The sequence below is a fragment of the Streptomyces sp. NPDC088746 genome, assembly GCF_044751065.1.
Lineage (GTDB): Bacteria > Actinomycetota > Actinomycetes > Streptomycetales > Streptomycetaceae > Streptomyces.
In genome coordinates this window covers 378964-395785 of sequence record NZ_JBIVLA010000003.1, presented here as the reverse complement: position 1 = coordinate 395785, position 16822 = coordinate 378964, and the positions used below count along the sequence as shown (strand labels likewise).

Sequence of the window (16822 nt, the reverse complement as noted above, 5' to 3'; positions counted from 1 at the left end):
GGATACGTCCCCTTCCGGACCGTGCCTACGGGATACGGGCGACCGCGACGTAGACGCCGCTGAACTCCTGCTCGGGGGCCGACGTGCCGCGGAACCACTCGGGAGCCGTCACCAGACCCGGCTCGACGATGTCCAGGCCATCGAAGAAGCCGGCGAACTCCGCGCGGGTGCGCAGGGCGAGCCGGATGCCCCCCTTGCCGTACTCGGCCGCACCCTGTTCGCCGCGCTCGGGGTTCACGTCCGAGGCGCCCTGCGACAGCACCACGTAACTGCCCGGCGCGAGTGCGGAAGCCAGTGTGCGCACGATGGCCCGCGGGTCCTGGTCGTCCGGCAGGAAGTGGAGAAGACCCAGGAGCGAGAGGGCGATGGGCCGGTCGAAGTCCAGGACCTTGCGGGCCGCCTCGATGATCGTGCCCGGTTCGAGCACGTCCGCGTGGACGTAGTCCGTGGCCCCTTCCGGACTGCTGACCAGGAGTGCCTCCGCGTGGCGCAGGACGATGGGATCGTTGTCGCAGTAGACGACCCGTGACCGCGGATCGATCTCCTGGGCGATCTGGTGCAGGTTCGGCGCCGTCGGGATCCCCGTGCCGATGTCGAGGAACTGGCTGATCCCCTCGCCGGCCAGCCAGGCCGTCGCTCGGTTCATGAAGGCGCGGTTCTGGAACGCACCGGCCTTCGCCTCGGCCGGCAGGTGCTGTGCCACCGCCTGGTCCACCGGGTAGTTGTCCTTGCCGCCGAGCAGCGAGTCGTACACGCGAGCAGAGTGGGGCCTGCTGGTGTCGATCGGGGGCCGGGGTGTCCCAGTGGTCATGACGCGCTCCGTCGCAGATGAGGTGAACCGCTCCGCCTGCGAAGTCTGCCACAGCAACTCGTGGACGGGAGACAGTCGTTGACCTCCCACGCGCGACCACGACGGCCCCCGGGAGCAGGTCCCGGGGGCCGTCGTGGCAGGCCGGGTCTCAGGGTGCGTCGACCAGGTCGTGCTTGGGCACGGTCACCGTGCGGGCGCCGGGCTTGCCGCCCAGGACCACCTTCCGCAGGGCGCTGTTGTTGCCGAGGTCGGTCTCCTTGAGCCGGTTCTCCGGGTTGGCCAGCACCTGGATGTAATAGGTGCCGTTCGCAAGGCCGGTGATGTCGAAGGACTGGCCCGGAAGGTCCTGGGTGTACGTGTCACCGGAACCCACGTCGAGCACCTCCCGTACGGAGATGGAGTTCTCCTGGCCGCACGCCGTGGACAGATCGGTGTTGTCCGGGTGCCAGTTGGCGTTCTTCACCGTGTAGTCGACCGCGTCGGTGTTGGCCAGGCAGAAGGCCTCCTTGCCGCTGCGCACGGTCTCCTTCTGGTCCGCCTTCAGCAGCCGGTAGCTCGCGAAGTCGGTGAAGTGCCAGTGCTCATGACCCGGGCGGGGGTCCCATTCCATGGTGCCGGTCGGGGTGTAGCCGACCTGCTTGCCCGAGGCGTCGTAGAAGTACTGGTAGGCGTCCATCAGCTCGTTGCCCGGCTTGCGGAAGCCGTCCACGACCAGCTGTGCGGGGCCCGCGTTCCACACGTTGGCGCTGAAGGCCAGATAGTCCTTGCCCGGCGCGTCCGCGTCGCCCTGCCCGATGGTGATCCCGTAGGCGGGCAGGGAGCGCAGGTCGGGCTTGGGGACGTCCGGAACGGCGGCCCGGCCCGTCGGACGCTGCGCGTTCGGCTGTGCCGCGGGCGCCTGCCGGGAGCCGTCCGTGCGCCCCTGCCCGTCGCCCTGCGCCGACCGGAGGCCTTCGCGCTTGGCGGCCCACGGCACGGCGGCGGGCGCCGGCGGGTGGGGGCCGTGGCCCACGTTGTACGAGGGACCCGCGCCGGTGGTCGCGGACGCCGGGGCGGGAGTGCGTGCGGCGGTGTGACCGGCGTGACCCGAGTGCCCGGCCCCGTGGGCCGCGTGCTCCGACGCGGAACGGGCGCCCGCGGCGCCGGCGGGGCTCTCCTCCTCCCAACTGCGCTCGCGCACGGTCACCTTGACGGTCTGCGGTTCGTCAGCGATCTTGAACAGCTCGCGGTAGCGCTGGGTGACGGCCACCTCCGCGGTGTACGTCCCGGCCGGCAGGGCGACCGGCGCCGCGTAGTAGCCCGCGTAGGTGTTGGACGCCCAGCCCTTCTCGACGCCCCACACCGATCCGAGCGTGAAGGGGTTCGTCGGGCAGCTCTCGGGATACTTCGACGTGGACGGGGCGTCGGGCTGGATCCGGCCCGACGCGTTGTTCGGGCAGAACGACTCCGTACGGTTCACGACGGCTTTGCCCGCGGCGTCCCGGACCGTGATCCGGACGAAGTCCGGCAGCCCCGAGAAGTCCTTCACCAGGCCCTTGGGCAGGGCCTTGGTCCGCGTCTTGTTCCCCTCGTGGATGACCTGGGTGGCGACGACCGGGTCCTTGTAGCTCTTACGGGTCACCCGCAGTTCCAGCGGGGCTCCGGAAGCGGTGAGATACGTCCCGAGGTCCAGGTAGACGCCCGGGTCCTCCTTCCACGAGTCGAGCGTCACCGACTTCGAGGCGGCGACCAGGCCGAGCTGGGGGACGGGAGCTGCCTGTTTGCTGTCGGGCGCCGCGGCGACGACGCCGGCGGTCACGGTGATCGCCGCGGCCGCGGCGACAGCCGGACGCCACAGGCGGTTGCGGGGGGTTCTGCTGCTCATCGTTCTCCGATGTCCGGATGCCCCGTCGGGGCGGTGGAGTCGCTTTGCCCATGAGAGAGGGCGAACACGTCCGGAGGTTGTCCGCGGGCTCCCGAGGCCCAGAATGTTGGCCGAAATCGTGCCTGGAGGTGCGCAATCAGACATTTCTCTGCTGTTCTCGCCGCGACCGCGGGAGTGCTGTGCTAGGGGCCCGACGCCTGTGTGACCGCTGACGGGCGCGAAACGGGCGTGCCGGCGGGCGAAGCAGGCGCCGCGCGGGCACCCGGTCACCACCGGCGGGCGGACCACCAGCGTGGGGACCTGCGGGGAAACGGGCAGGAACGGGCAGAGGCCGTGGCGCGAAGAAGCTGGTCGTGCAGCCGTTTCTGCTTGTACAAACAATGCGTGGGCCCGAACGGACGCCGGGCCCACGGCTGATTCGCACTAGCGCAGGGATGTGTCGTGGGCACCGAGGAACGCCGCCGGGGAATTCTCGAGACGGCCCGACGGGACGGTTCGGTCGACGTGAACCGGCTGGCCGAACGGTTCGAGGTGGCCAAGGAGACCATCAGGCGCGATCTGCACACCTTGGAGGAGCACGGGCTCGTCCGGCGCACGCACGGTGGCGCGTACCCGGTCGAGAGCGCCGGGTTCGAAACCACCCTGGCGATGCGCACCACGCACCACGTACCGCAGAAGTCACGGATCGCGACGGCCGCCGCCGAGCTGCTCGGTGACGCCGAGACGGTCTTCGTCGACGAGGGCTTCACCCCGCAGCTCATCGCTGAAGCGCTTCCTCGCGACCGGCCGCTGACGGTGGTCACGGCGTCCCTGGCCGTCGCCACGGTCCTGGCGGACTCGGAGAAGACCGCCGTGCTCCTCCTCGGCGGGCGGGTGCGCGGCAGCACCATGGCGACCGTCGACCACTGGGCGACCCGGATGCTCGCCGACTTCGTCATCGACCTGGCGTACGTCGGTGCGAACGGCATCTCCCGCCAGTACGGGCTGACCACCCCGGACCCGGCGGTCGGCGAGGTCAAGGCGCAGGCCATGCGCAGCGCCCGCCGCCGTGTCTTCGCCGGCGTCCACTCGAAGTTCGGAGCGGTGAGCTTCTGCCGCTTCGCCGGTGTCGGCGACTTCGAGGCCGTCGTCACCGACACCGGTCTGCCCTCGGCGGAAGCCCAGCGCTACTCCCTGCTCGGCCCGAACGTCATCCGCGTCTGACACGACGGCGGGAACACCCCGCCCCACAACTTCACACCGCCCCCCGTCTCCGTCCCCGCCTCCCCCAGGGAGGCCGGGGCCGGAGGGCAGCCCCGCCATGCCCGGAACCGTCAGGAGAGCCGGAGGGCACGGGCACCGATCCGTGAGCCGCTACGACCGATCAGGAGAATCTATGCCCCACCAGCAACGACGCCGTGGGACCCGCGTGCGTGCGGTCGCGGGCACGGCAGTGATGGCCTTCCTCGCCGCCGGGTGCGCCGGAGCAGGCGGCACCGCCTTCGGAGGGGGTGACGCGCTGAACGTACTGATGGTGAACAACCCTCAGATGCTGGAGCTTCAGAAGCTCACCGCCGAGCACTTCACCGAGGAGACCGGCATCAAGGTCCACTTCACGGTGCTCCCGGAGAACGACGTCCGCGACAAGATCAGTCAGGACTTCTCCAACCAGGCGGGCCAGTACGACGTCGGCACCATCAGCAACTTCGAAGTGCCCTTCTTCGCGAAGAACGAGTGGCTGCACCCCCTGGACACCTACGCCGCCGAGGACACCGCCTTCGACCAGGACGACATCCTCGAACCCCTGAGGGAGTCCCTCACCGCCGAGGGCAAGCTCTACGCCGAACCCTTCTACGGCGAGTCGTCCTTCCTCATGTACCGCAAGGACGTCTTCGACGCGAAAGGGCTGACGATGCCCGCGCACCCCACCTGGACCGAGGTGGCGGAGCTCGCGGCGCGGGCGGACGGCGCCGAGTCCGGCATGAAGGGCATCTGCCTGCGCGGACTGCCGGGCTGGGGCGAGCTCGTCGCCCCGCTCACCACCGTCGTCAACACCATGGGTGGCACCTGGTTCACCGAGGACTGGAAACCCCGGCTCACCTCACCCGAGTTCAAGAAGGCCACCCAGTTCTACGTGGACCTCGTGCGCAAGCACGGCGAGCGCGGCGCCTCCCAGTCCGGATACGCCGAGTGCCTCAACAACATGACGCAGGGCAAGACCGCCATGTGGTACGACGCCACGGCGGGCGCCGGTTCGCTGGAGGCGGCGGGATCCCCGGTCAAGGGGAAGATCGGCTACGTGCCCGCGCCGGTCGAGGAGACCAAGAGCTCCGGGTGGCTCTACACCTGGGCCTGGGGCATCCAGAAGGCGTCCAAGAAGGCGGACGACGCGTGGAAGTTCGTCTCCTGGGCCTCCAGCAAGGAGTACGAGTCGCTCGTCGGTGAGACCAGCGGCTGGTCCAACGCCCCGGCCGGCAAACGCGCCTCCACCTACGAGAACCCCGAATACCGCAAGGCGGCAGGTGCCTTCGCGGACGTCACCGAGAAGGCCATCTCCGGGGCCGACCCGAAGAACCCGGGCACCCAGCCGCGCCCCGTCCCGGGGATCCAGTTCGTCGGCATCCCCGAGTTCACCGATCTCGGCACCAGGGTCGCGCAGGAGATCAGCGCGGCCATCGCCGGCCGCCAGTCCGTCGACAAGGCGCTGGCCGCTTCCCAGAAGCTGGCCGAACAGGTTGCCAAGGAGTACCGATGACCACAGCAGTCGGCACCACCCCCCAGTCACCACCCCGGCCACCCGCGGCCCCGGCCCCCAGGGCGAACCGCGCCAGGGCCTGGGCCACCAGGGCCCCACTCCTGCCCGCGCTGGTCTTCCTGATCGTCGTCACCCAGCTGCCGTTCGTGGCGACCCTGGTGATCTCCCTCTTCGACTGGAACTCCCTCAGCCCCGACAAACGCGCCTTCAACGGGCTCGACAACTACGCGTCCGTCTTCACCGACGCCGCGCTCCGCGACTCGGTCCTCACCACGATCCTGCTGACCGTGGGCGTCGTCCTCGCCACCGTCGTCATCGGGCTGGCCCTCGCGCTGCTCCTGGACCGTACGTTCTTCGGCCGGGGCATGGTGCGTACCCTGCTCATCACACCGTTCCTGATCGTGCCCGTCTCCGCCGCGCTCCTGTGGAAGCACGCGCTCTACAACCCGGAGTACGGCCTCCTCAACGGCGCGCTCAGCTGGGTGGGGGACCTCTTCGGCGACACCAGCCCGAGCCAGCCGGACTGGATCGCGGACATGCCGCTCCTCGCCGTCATCGCGGCGCTGGTCTGGCAGTGGACGCCGTTCATGATGCTGATCCTGCTCGCCGGCCTCCAGAGCCGGCCCGCGGAGGTCGTCGAGGCCGCGCGTCTGGACGGTGCGAGCGCCTGGCAGACCTTCCGCTACCTCACGCTGCCGCACCTGCGCAGGTACCTCGAACTCGGCGTCCTGCTCGGGGCCGTCTACATCGTGCAGAACTTCGACGCGGTGTTCACGATCACCGCGGGCGGACTCGACACCGCCAACCTTCCCTACACGATCTACCAGACCTTCTACCAGGCCCACGAATACGGACTGGCGTCCGCCGCGGGAGTCGTGGTGGTGATCGGCACGATCATCATCGCCACCTTCGCGCTCCGGACCGTCTCGTCCCTCTTCAGTGAGGAGGCGAACCGCGCATGACCACCGCCACCGCCACCGTCCCCGCGCCCGCCCCGTCCGCGCGACGCGTCCTGCGACGGGCCCGACGGCGCTCCGCCGCGCTCGGCCTGCTGGCCTGGGCGGCGGGACTCGCCTTCTGCCTGCCCGCGCTCTGGATGCTGCTGACCTCGCTGCACGCGGAGTCCGACGCCGCGACCAACCCGCCCTCCCTCTTCGCGCCGCTCACCCTCGACGGCTACCGCGCCTTCTTCGGCGCCGACACCGGCGTCACCCCGTGGCCGCCCCTGCTCAACTCCCTGGGCGCCTCGTTCTTCTCCACGGTCCTGGTGCTCCTGCTGGCGCTCCCGGCGGCGTACGCCCTGTCCATCCGGCGCGTGCGCAAGTGGACGGACGTGATGTTCTTCTTCCTGTCCACGAAGATGCTGCCCGTCGTCGCCGGGCTCCTCCCCGTCTACCTGTTCGCCAAGAACGCCGGGATGCTGGACAACATCTGGCTCCTCGTCCTGCTCTACACCTCGATGAATTTGCCGATCGCGGTCTGGATGATGCAGTCCTTCCTCGCGGACGTACCGGTGTCGGTCATCGAGGCCGCCCAGGTCGACGGCGCGAGGCTGCCGACCGTCCTGGCCCGGGTGGTCGCGCCGATGGCCGCCCCCGGCATCGCGGCCACCGCGCTGATCTGCTTCATCTTCAGCTGGAACGAGCTGCTCTTCGCACGGGTGCTCACCGGCGTCGTCGCCCAGACGGCACCCGTCTTCCTCACCGGATTCGTCACCAGCCAGGGCCTCTTCCTGGCCCAGCTGTGCGCCGCGTCCGTCGTCGTGTCCCTGCCGGTGCTCGCCGCCGGCTACGCCGCCCAGGACAAACTCGTCCAGGGCCTGTCTCTCGGAGCAGTGAAATAATGCGGGCAGCCATCGTCGAAGCACCCGGGAAGATCTCCGTCACCACCGTCCCCGACCCCACCCCCGGCCCCCGCGACGTCGTCGTGTCCGTCGCCTCCTGCGGGCTGTGCGGCACCGATCTGCACATCCTCCAGGGCGAGTTCGCGCCCTCCCTGCCGCTGGTCCCCGGCCACGAGTTCGCCGGGGAGATCGTGGGCGTCGGACGTGACGTCACGGAACTCGCCATCGGCGACCGCGTCGCCGTCGACCCCTCCCTGCACTGCCACGAGTGCCGCTACTGCCGCAGCGGACGCGGCAACCTCTGCGAACGCTGGGCCGCCATCGGCGTCACCGTCTCCGGGGGCGCCGCCGAGTACGCCGTGGCACCCGTCGCCAACTGCGTCCGGCTGCCCGAGCACATCGACGTGAAGGACGCCGCCCTGATCGAGCCGCTGTCCTGCGCCGTGCGGGGCTACGACGTACTGAGCGGCACCCTCGGCGCCGAGGTACTGATCTACGGCTCCGGGACCATGGGCCTGATGATGCTGGAACTCGCCAAGCGCACCGGGGCCGCGAGCGTGGACGTCCTGGACGTCAACCCCGACCGCCTGGCCACCGCCGGCCTCCTCGGCTGCTCCCGGTCGGCCGCCGGGGCCGACGAGCTGGAGCGGCCCGCCGGCTGGGACGTCGTCATCGACGCCACGGGCAACGCGGCCGCCATCCAGGACGGCCTGGGACGCGTCGCCAAGGGAGGGACCTTCCTCCAGTTCGGGGTCGCCGACTACGCGACGACGGCCGTCATCGAGCCGTACCGCATCTACAACCAGGAGATCACCATCACCGGCTCGATGGCCGTCCTGCACAGCTACGAACGCGCCGCCGCGCTCTTCGCCACCGGGGTCCTCGACCCTGCCGTCTTCATCAGCGACCGGCTGCCGCTCGACCAGTACCCGCAGGCCATCGACCGCTTCAAGGCGGGCATCGGCCGCAAGATCGTGGTCGAGCCGTGACGGGCGGGCCCGGAGCCGTCCTCGTACTCGGAGAGGCCCTCGTCGACCTCGTGCCCGTGGCCGGGGACGGCGCCCTGCGGGCCGCGCAGTTCGGCGGGGCCCCGGCCAACGTCGCCGTCGGGCTCGCCAGGCTCGGCACCCCGGTGGCGTTCGCCGGAGGGCTGGGCGGCGACGGCTTCGCCCGCACGATAGAGGAGCGGCTGCGGGCGGCCGGGGTGGACCTCACCCTCTGCGAACGCTCCGGCCTGCCCACGGCACTGGCCGTCGCCGAGCCGGGGGCCGGGGGGACGGGCTACCACTTCCACCTCCAGGACACGGCGACCTTCCGGCTGCCGGACCTGTCCGCGCGGGCCGCCGGATTCGGGGCCGTGTACGCGGGCGGGCTCGCGGCCGTCGTCGGGCCCGCGGCATCGGCCGTACGGGCCACCGCCGCCGCGGCCGCCGAGCACTCCCTGCTCGTCGTGGACCCCAACGTCCGCCGGGACCGCACCCTGGGCGCGGACCACGGCTCGGCGGCGCTGCGCGCACTGTGCGGACTCGCCCACGTCGTGAAGGTCAGCGACGAGGACCTGGCGACGCTGTGGCCCGGAGCCGATCCGGAGGAGACCTGCCGGGAGCTGGCGGCGGGAGGACGGCTGGTGGTCCTCACCCGGGGCGCCCGGGGCAGCACGGCGTACACGGCGACCGCACCGCCCGTCTCCGTCGCGGCCACACCGGTCGAGGTGGTCAACACGATCGGCGCGGGGGACGCGTTCACCGCGGGCCTGCTGAGCCGCATGGGGGCCCTGGGCTCCTTCACGGCGACGCCGTACCCGGAGGAGGTGAGGGACATGCTGACGTTCGCCTCCGAGACGGCCGCCTCGGTGTGCGCACGGGCGGGCACGGAGCCCTCGGCCCCCGCCGGTATCTGACGGGGCGCGCCGCCGGGGTGGACATGCGCACCCGCGCGCGGGTGCGCATCCTGGCAGTGTGACCTGGAGCCCCGATGGCAGCCGAACGCCCGACGGACTGTCGCTGGTGCTCGCCCAGGCCGTGGTGAGCGCCGTCGACGCCGTCGGGGGGTACGCGGGCGGCGTCTACCTGCGCTCCCGGACCCCGGGACTCCTCCTGATGGCCGTGCTCGCGGGGCTGCCCGTCCCCCTGTTGCGCCCCTGGTGGCGGATGCACGTGAACCGGCCCTTCCCCGTCGCCGAGGCCTACCTGTCGAACCGCCCGGTGTATCTGGGCGACGCCGAGGAGGCCATGCGCCGGTTCCCGCAGCTGATGGCCGGCCTGCCGTTCCCCTTCGGGTCCCTCTACGTGCCGGTGCCGGGCGGGACCACACCCGTGGGCGTGCTCGTGGTGCTGCGCTACGCCACCCGGGGCGTGCCGGTCGGCGGCGCGGACCGCCGTCGGCTGGAGGCACTCGCCCGGCAGCTCGGCGCCGAGATCGCCGCACAGGACAGGCCGGCCGAGTGGGACGGCGAGCCCATGCCCCTGCGGCTGCCCTCGGACACGGCGCGGCAGATGCGCGTCGGACACTTCGCGTGGGACATGGACAGCGGGACGGTCACCGCGGACGAGCGTACGCACGCGATCCTGGGCCATGAGCCCACGGACGGGCCGGCGCGCTCCATGGAGGCGCTCACGGCCGGGCTGCTGCCCGAGGACGTGTACGGGCTGTGGACGCTCGCGAGCAGAGCCGCGCGGTCGGCGGAGCCCCATGTGCGCCGGATGCGGCTCTGGAGCCCCGACGGCCGTCCGCTGCTGGTCGAGCTCTCCGGCACCGGGGACCTGGACGGCCGGACGGGCCGGCTGACCGGCGTCCTGTTCGACCAGGGGGCCGGACCGGTCGTACCGGACGCGGCCGACCGGATCCCGCGCGGCATGCTCACGTACGACCGGCTCGGACGGATCACCTACGCCAACCGCCCCGCGGAGGAGCTCCTCGGCCACACCCGGGCCGAACTGACCGGCCGGCCCCTCGCCGAGGCGCTGCCCTGGCTCGCGAGCCCCGCCTACGAGGACCAGCGGCGGGCCGCGCTCTTCTCGGACGACCCCGTGTACTTCCTCGCCCGGCACACGCCGGAGGACTGGCTGTCCGTCGCGATGTTCCCCGGCCGTGACGGGGTCACGGTCACTTTCAGCCCCTCGGGGCGGCCCGGCCGCACACCGGAGTCCGGCGCCACCCCGGCCGGGGAGCTCGGCTCCCCGGCCGACCGCTCGGCCGTCCTGTACCGGCCTGTCGCCCTGGCCATCGCGCTGACGGAGGCGGTCACGGCGCGTCAGGTCTCGGCCGTGGTCACGGAGGAGCTTCTGCCGGCCTTCGGCGGCAGGCAGCTGGCCATCTACCTCCAGAACGAGCGGCGCCTCTATCTGGCCTGGGAGACCGGCTTCCCCAAGGGGTTCCTGGAGCAGTTCGACGGAGTCGGTCTCGACGCCCGCATCCCCGGGGTGGAGACGCTCACGACGGGCAGGCCGCTGTTCTTCGAGTCCATGGAGCAACTGGCCGAGGCCTACCCCGGCATACCCATGGACGCCAGCGTCGGCGCCCGCGCCTTCCTGCCGCTCATCGCGTCGGGCCGGCCCGTGGGTTCGTGCATCCTCGGATTCGACCAGCCCCGCGGCTTCAGCCCCGAGGAACGCACGGTGCTCACCGCGCTGGCGGGGCTCATCGCCCAGGCACTCCAGCGCGCCCAGCGCTACGACACCGAGGCCGCGCTCGCCCGGGGCCTCCAGGACGCCCTCCTGCCCCACCGGCTGCCCGTCGTCGACCACGTCGACACCGTCGGTCGCTACCTCTCCGGCACCCAGGACATCGAGATCGGGGGCGACTGGTACGACGTCATCGAGACGAGCAGCGGCCTCGCCCTCGTCATCGGGGACGTCCAGGGGCACGGTGTCGCGGCAGCGGCCACCATGGGGCAACTGCGCAGCGCCGTACGGGCCTTCGCGCTCATCGGGCACGAACCGCAGGAAATCATGAGCGCCACAAACCGGCTGCTCATCGGCCTCGATCCCGGGCAGTTCGCCAGCTGCTGCTACGTGCTGCTCGACCCCGCGACCGGTGCCACCCGGGCCGTACGCGCCGGTCACCCCCAGCCCGTCCTGCGGCACCCGGACGGCAGGACCGAGGTCCTGGACCTCACCGGAGGTGTGGTGCTCGGCGTCGCCCCGGACGCCTCGTACCCCGTCACGGAACTGCGTCTCGACCCGGGGGCCGTTCTCGCCCTCTTCACGGACGGGCTCGTGGAGAAGGCGGGCACGGACATCGACGAGGGCATCGAGCGGCTGCGCGGCACCCTGGACGCGGTGGGACACATGCCGCTCGCCGAGACGGCCGACCGCATCATCGGACAGGCCCGGCAGGACGAGGACCGGCCCGACGACATCGCGCTGCTCATGGCCGCCCGGCGGGACCCGTCCCGCTGAATCCCGGCCGGTCACAGCCCCGGGCGGTGTCCGTCATGCGGAACGCGACCCGTGCCGACTGCGCCCCGGGCACGCCGGTGAGGCATCCTCTGCTGGTCGGGCAGAACGGGTCCGCGGCGGTGAGTGGATCTCCGCCGCGGTCTGTGACGGAGAAGGATTCGGAACCAGATGGCAGACAACTCGGACCTGTTGGCCTTCGTGCGGGCACGCCTCGCCGAGGAGGAGCAGATCGCGCGGGAAGCGGGCGGCGACGGCTGGCGGACTCCGGCCGAGGCACCCGGTGAGGTGCACGACCGCACGAGCGGCATCGCGTTCGTCGTACGGTCGCGTGCCTACGACCGGCACATCGCCTTCCAGGACCCGGCACGCACCCTGCGCCGCATCGAGACCACCAGGGTGCTCCTGGACGAGTACGAGGAGATCGCGGTCCTCGACAGCGACCGCCCTGCCCAGGACTTCACCTCGGGCCGCGCCGTGGGCCTGGGATTCGTCGTCCGGCAGATGGCGGCCGAGCATGCCGGGCACCCCGACTACCGCGTGAAGTGGCTGCCCCGGTTCTCCCACTGGGGCCCGCCCTCCCCGCCGGAGTAGGAGCAGGCCCGGTTCGTCCCGCCGAGCGCCCGGCCGGCGGGAGTGCTTGGGTGGACATACCGTCCGCGAGCCGACGGTACGGCACCGGCGCGGTCGATTCCGAGGAGACGCGTATGACGGGCACCCCTGGTCCTCTGGAAGGCCGCGTCGCCGTCGTGACCGGCGCCGCACGCGGCCTCGGCGCCGCCATCGCACGCGAGCTGGCGGACCGCGGCGCCACGCTGGCCCTGATCGGCCGGGAGGAAGCCGGCCTGGCCGCGGTGCGGGACTCGCTCCCGGGCCCGGCGCGGTGCTGGGAGGCCGACGTCACCGACGAGGCGGGAATGGCGCGGGTGGCCGACGACGTACGGGAGCGGCTCGGGCCCGTCTCGGTCGTGGTCGCCAACGCGGGCCTGGCCGAAGGCGGCCCCTTCGCGGAGTCCGACCCGGCGACCTGGCGGCGCGTGATCGAGGTGAACCTGATCGGCAGCGCGATCACCGCACGGGTCTTCCTGCCCCAGCTGCGCGTCACACGGGGTTACTACCTCCAGATCGCATCGCTGGCCTCCATCGGCGCTGCGCCCATGATGAGCGCGTACTGCGCCTCCAAGGCCGGCGTGGAGTCGTTCGCCCACTCGCTGCGTGCCGAGCTCGCCCATGAGCACGTCGGGGTGGGCATCGGCTACCTGAACTGGACCGACACCGACATGATCCGCGATGCCGACCAGCACCCCGTGCTGCGCGAGCTGAGAGGGCACATGCCCAGGCCCGCGCGCAAGGTCTACCCGGCGGAGACCGTGGCGCGCCGCATGGCGCGGGCGGTCGAGCACCGCAGTGCCGCCGCGTACATGCCGGCATGGCTCCGCGCCACCCAGCTGGTGCGTGCCGCGATGCCTCCGGTGGTCACGGCGCTCTCGAAGCGCGAGCTGCCCAGACTGGCGCGGACGGCCCCGTTCGAGGCCACGGGTCTCCTCGGGGCCGGCGGCCGGGCCGACGCCTCGGGCCGGCGGGGACCGGACGGCTGAAACCCGCCGCACCCGGCGCGGACACGGGCCGGAGTGAGTACGGGGAGGGGGACGTCTGAGTACGTGACCGGATCCCGGCGCGTGCCCCCGCTGGTCGAATGGGGACCATGCTCCCCGAAGCGCCGACGCGCCCCCGCATCCAGAACCTGACCAGCGCCGGTACGGCGCTGGCCGTGACCCTGCTCCCGCTGGCCGTCGGCGTCCTGCTGGCCAGGACGATGGCGCTGGATCCGATGACCCCCGTGAACGCCTTCGTCACCGGCGGAGGTCAGCGCCTCCGGCTCGCCCCTTCGCGATGGATGCTGAAGGCTCGAACGCACGAGCTTCTTTCCCGGCGGTAATGGCACGTCTGTCCAGGTAAGCGCTGTCGCTCCTGTTACACGGATCGGCGAGCTCCCGACAGGGGCGCCCGGGGGAGCGGGGCCGGGGTGAACGGGGCGCCACGACCAGGTGAACGGCCCCCGGAAAGGGTCGGTGCAACGATCAACGGTTGACAGGTCTACGACTGTCGCAATCCGTGCCGGATGCAGTCGTGTGTGACAGAAATGTCCGCACTTCGTCACACGAACCAGGGCGCCTTTCGGCCACCTCGAAAGCGGGACAAAGTTTGCGTTCCCGGCACGACGCCGGGGTCGGAAAAACGCCCGGAGCTCCATCCCGGGCCCGCATGATGAGGGGTTTCCATGTCCCGTTCCGCACGACGGATCACCGCCACCGTCCTCGCCTCCGGCGCCCTGCTCGCCGCGGCGGCCCTCCCGGCAACGGCCGATGGCCGGGACCGCGGTCACCACCGGCCGGCGCAGCGCTCGGCCGTCGTCCTGGGCCAGATCCAGTACGACAGCCCCGGCCGCGACAACGGCTCCAACCGGAGCCTGAACGCCGAGTGGGTCACCGTGACCAACACCAGCCGCCACTCCGTCAACCTCCGCGGCTGGACGCTCACCGACGAGAGCCGCCGTTCGTACACGTTCGACCTGCGGCTGCCCGGCCGTTCCTCCGTCCGCGTCCACACCGGTGTCGGCCGTGACACCCGGCACGACGTGTACCAGGACCGCCGCCACTACGTGTGGGACAGCAGGGACACCGCCACGCTCCGCGACAACCGCGGGCACAGGGTCGACTCCGAGTCCTGGGGCCGGCACCACCGTGGCGGCGGCCACCACGGCAACCGCTGAGCGCCACGAGTAGGGGGAAGCGGCGTTCTCCCTGACTGAGACGGCGTACCACGGCTCACCCCCGTGGTACGCCGTACGCGTGCGGCGCGCCCGCCACCAGGGCGGGGCCTGTGCATCGGGAGCTGCCGGGTGATGTCAGGATGGACTCATGACCATCAAGGCGTTTTTCGACATCACCATCGACGACCAGCCCGCTGGGCGGATTGTGTTCAACCTCTTCGACGACGTAGCCCCCAAGACCGCGGAGAACTTCCGCGCCCTGGCCACCGGTGAGCAGGGCTTCGGCTACGCGGGCTCGCCGTTCCACCGCGTCATCCCGGACTTCATGCTCCAGGGCGGTGACTTCACCAACGGCAACGGCACCGGCGGCAAGAGCATCTACGGCGAGAAGTTCGCCGACGAGAACTTCACGCTGAAGCACAACAAGCCGGGCCTGCTCTCGATGGCCAACGCGGGCCCGAACAGCAACGGTTCGCAGTTCTTCATCACCACCGTCGTCACCCCGTGGCTGGACGGCAAGCACGTCGTCTTCGGCGAGGTCGCCGACGAGGCGAGCATGGAGCTCGTCCGCAAGATCGAGTCGTACGGCTCCTCGACCGGCAAGACCAAGGCGAAGATCGCCGTCTCCGAGTCCGGCGTTCTCTGAGTCACCCGACGGGGCTTCCGGCCGTTCCCGGGCCGGGAGCCCCGTCGCCGTGCCATGGCCTGATCCGGACGGGACGCGGTGGAGTGCACGGCGGCCGGAAGGCGTCCCGGGCCGGGGAGTGACAGGGTGGAGGTTCCTCGAACCCGCACACCGAACATGGGACGGAAGGACCGCAAGGTGCGTATCGATCTCGCCGGCAGGACCGCTGTCGTGACCGGCTCCTCGCAGGGCATCGGGCTCGCCATCGCCACCGGGCTGGCCGGTGCCGGAGCGCGCGTCGTACTGACCGGACGGGGCCCGGACCGGCTCGTCACGGCGGCGGACACGCTGCGCGGCACCGAGCCCGACGCCGATGTCCTCACGGTCGCCTGCGACCTCGCCACGGAGCAGGGGGCGGCGGAGCTCCACGAGGCCGTGCCCGCGGCGGACATCCTCGTCAACAACCTCGGCATCTTCGGCTCCCGGCCGCCGCTGGAGATCACCGACGAGGAGTGGCGCGCCTACTTCGACACCAACGTCCTCAGCGCGGTGCGTCTGATCCGCCGCTACCTGCCCGGCATGACCGAGCGGGGGTGGGGCCGGGTGCAGAACATCGCGAGCGACTCCGCGATCGTCATCCCCGCCGAGATGATCCACTACGGCATGTCCAAGACCGCCCTGCTCGCCGTCTCCCGGGGCTTCGCCAAGGAGGCCGCGGGCACCGGGGTGACGGTGAACTCCGTGATCGCCGGGCCCACGCACACCGGCGGTGTCGAGGACTTCGTCCGCGAGATGGTGGGCGATCTCCCGTGGGACGAGGCCCAGCGCGAGTTCATGCGGCTGCACCGCCCGCAGTCCCTGCTCCAGCGCCTGATCGAACCCGAGGAGATCGCGAACCTCGTCGTCTACCTCAGCTCCCCGCAGGCCTCGGCCACCACGGGCGCGGCCGTGCGGGTGGACGGTGGATACATCGACTCGATCGTGCCCTGAGCTTCCGGGCTGGCATGATCAGGGGCATGGACGAGCGCATCATCGCCGCGTGTGACGGGGCATCGAAGGGCAATCCGGGACCTGCCGCCTGGGCGTGGGTCGTGGCCGATGACCAGGGGAACCCCCAGCGGTGGGAAGCGGGCCCGCTGGGCACCGCCACCAACAACGTCGCCGAGCTCACCGCCCTGCTGGAACTGCTGAGGTCGACCGATCCGGCCGTGCCCGTCGAGGTGCGCATGGACTCGCAGTACGCCATGAACGCGGTGACCAAGTGGCTGCCGGGGTGGAAGCGCAACGGCTGGAAGACGTCGGCGGGCAAGCCGGTCGCCAACCGGGAGTTGGTGGTCGGCATCGACGAGCTGCTGAGCAGCCGCGCGGTGACCTTCCGCTACGTGCCGGCGCACCAGGTGGACGGCGACCCGCTCAACGCCGTGGCCGACCAGGCCGCGAGCGAGGTGGCCGTCTCGCAGCAGGCGGCGGGAACCGCCCACGGCACGGCGGACATGCCGGTGCCCGCGCCCGCCCGCTCGACGAAGAGCCGGACGGCGGGCGCCGCCAAGGCCGGACCCGCGGGCGGGTCCACCGGCGGCTCCACGGGCCGGGCGCGCTCCGCCGCCACGATCAGGGCGAAATTCGCGGGCCGGTGCCACTGCGGGAAGCCGTACGCGGCCAAGGACATGATCGCCAAGAACCCGAACGGCTGGGGTCACCCGGAGTGCCGGACCGCGCCGGCCTGAGCGGTCACGGGGGAGTGGCTCCGTGGCATCCGGGCCACGGAGCCCGCG

Annotated in this window: 16 protein-coding genes; 14 read left to right on the top strand and 2 right to left on the bottom strand. The window is 71.5% G+C overall.

What is annotated here, in order from left to right:
* Positions 1–25: 25 nt before the first annotated feature.
* On the bottom strand, positions 26–811 hold the full coding sequence (locus ACIP63_RS16250; protein WP_401516009.1) for an SAM-dependent methyltransferase: 786 nt from the start codon (positions 809–811) through the stop codon (positions 26–28).
* A 148-nt stretch (positions 812–959) separates the two neighbouring features.
* A complete protein-coding gene (locus ACIP63_RS16245) occupies positions 960–2675 on the bottom strand; it encodes a lysyl oxidase family protein (RefSeq protein WP_401516007.1) in 1716 nt (571 codons plus the stop codon).
* Positions 2676–3116: 441 nt separating this feature from the next.
* Between ACIP63_RS16245 and ACIP63_RS16240 the strand changes: the two genes are divergently transcribed.
* The 14 genes from ACIP63_RS16240 (at position 3117) to ACIP63_RS16175 (ending at position 16774) form a co-directional block, all read left to right on the top strand.
* Positions 3117–3878 carry a DeoR/GlpR family DNA-binding transcription regulator gene (locus ACIP63_RS16240; protein WP_393754743.1) on the top strand — a complete coding sequence of 254 codons (762 nt, stop codon included), beginning with the start codon at positions 3117–3119 and terminating at the stop codon, positions 3876–3878.
* Positions 3879–4050: 172 nt separating this feature from the next.
* Positions 4051–5409 carry an ABC transporter substrate-binding protein gene (locus ACIP63_RS16235; RefSeq protein ID WP_401516003.1) on the top strand — a complete coding sequence of 453 codons (1359 nt, stop codon included), beginning with the start codon at positions 4051–4053 and terminating at the stop codon, positions 5407–5409.
* Positions 5406–6371 carry a carbohydrate ABC transporter permease gene (locus ACIP63_RS16230; RefSeq protein WP_401516000.1) on the top strand — a complete coding sequence of 322 codons (966 nt, stop codon included), beginning with the start codon at positions 5406–5408 and terminating at the stop codon, positions 6369–6371. The genes ACIP63_RS16235 and ACIP63_RS16230 overlap by 4 nt, the downstream gene beginning before the upstream one ends.
* Positions 6368–7252, top strand: coding sequence for a carbohydrate ABC transporter permease (locus tag ACIP63_RS16225; protein WP_401515998.1), 885 nt, complete (start codon positions 6368–6370; stop codon positions 7250–7252). The genes ACIP63_RS16230 and ACIP63_RS16225 overlap by 4 nt, the downstream gene beginning before the upstream one ends.
* Positions 7252–8241: a zinc-dependent alcohol dehydrogenase family protein gene (locus tag ACIP63_RS16220; protein WP_401515995.1), complete on the top strand. Its 990-nt coding sequence runs from the start codon at positions 7252–7254 to the stop codon at positions 8239–8241. The genes ACIP63_RS16225 and ACIP63_RS16220 overlap by 1 nt, the downstream gene beginning before the upstream one ends.
* The gene (locus ACIP63_RS16215; protein ID WP_401515993.1) at positions 8238–9152 is read left to right on the top strand and encodes a PfkB family carbohydrate kinase; all 915 of its coding nucleotides are present in this window, start codon (positions 8238–8240) and stop codon (positions 9150–9152) included. Before ACIP63_RS16220 ends, ACIP63_RS16215 begins: the two co-directional genes overlap by 4 nt.
* A 58-nt stretch (positions 9153–9210) precedes the next feature.
* Positions 9211–11652 (top strand): SpoIIE family protein phosphatase, encoded by a 2442-nt coding sequence (locus ACIP63_RS16210; protein WP_401515990.1) that lies wholly within the window; start codon positions 9211–9213, stop codon positions 11650–11652.
* 168 nt (positions 11653–11820) lie between these two features.
* Complete coding sequence (locus tag ACIP63_RS16205) at positions 11821–12243, top strand: DUF6221 family protein (protein ID WP_401515987.1); 423 nt, start codon at positions 11821–11823, stop codon at positions 12241–12243.
* Between the two features lie 113 nt (positions 12244–12356).
* Positions 12357–13247, top strand: a complete 891-nt coding sequence (locus tag ACIP63_RS16200) for an SDR family oxidoreductase (protein WP_401515985.1) — start codon at positions 12357–12359, stop codon at positions 13245–13247.
* A 107-nt stretch (positions 13248–13354) separates the two neighbouring features.
* On the top strand, positions 13355–13588 hold the full coding sequence (locus ACIP63_RS16195) for a hypothetical protein (protein WP_401515982.1): 234 nt from the start codon (positions 13355–13357) through the stop codon (positions 13586–13588).
* Positions 13589–13930: 342 nt separating this feature from the next.
* Entirely contained in the window at positions 13931–14422 is a 492-nt protein-coding gene (locus ACIP63_RS16190) for a lamin tail domain-containing protein (protein WP_401515979.1), read from the top strand.
* Positions 14423–14570: 148 nt separating this feature from the next.
* The gene (locus ACIP63_RS16185; RefSeq protein WP_362929614.1) at positions 14571–15068 is read left to right on the top strand and encodes a peptidylprolyl isomerase; all 498 of its coding nucleotides are present in this window, start codon (positions 14571–14573) and stop codon (positions 15066–15068) included.
* Positions 15069–15245: 177 nt separating this feature from the next.
* Positions 15246–16037, top strand: a complete 792-nt coding sequence (locus ACIP63_RS16180) for an SDR family NAD(P)-dependent oxidoreductase (RefSeq protein WP_401515976.1) — start codon at positions 15246–15248, stop codon at positions 16035–16037.
* Positions 16038–16063: 26 nt separating this feature from the next.
* On the top strand, positions 16064–16774 hold the full coding sequence (locus ACIP63_RS16175; protein ID WP_401515973.1) for a ribonuclease H: 711 nt from the start codon (positions 16064–16066) through the stop codon (positions 16772–16774).
* Positions 16775–16822 lie beyond the last annotated feature (48 nt).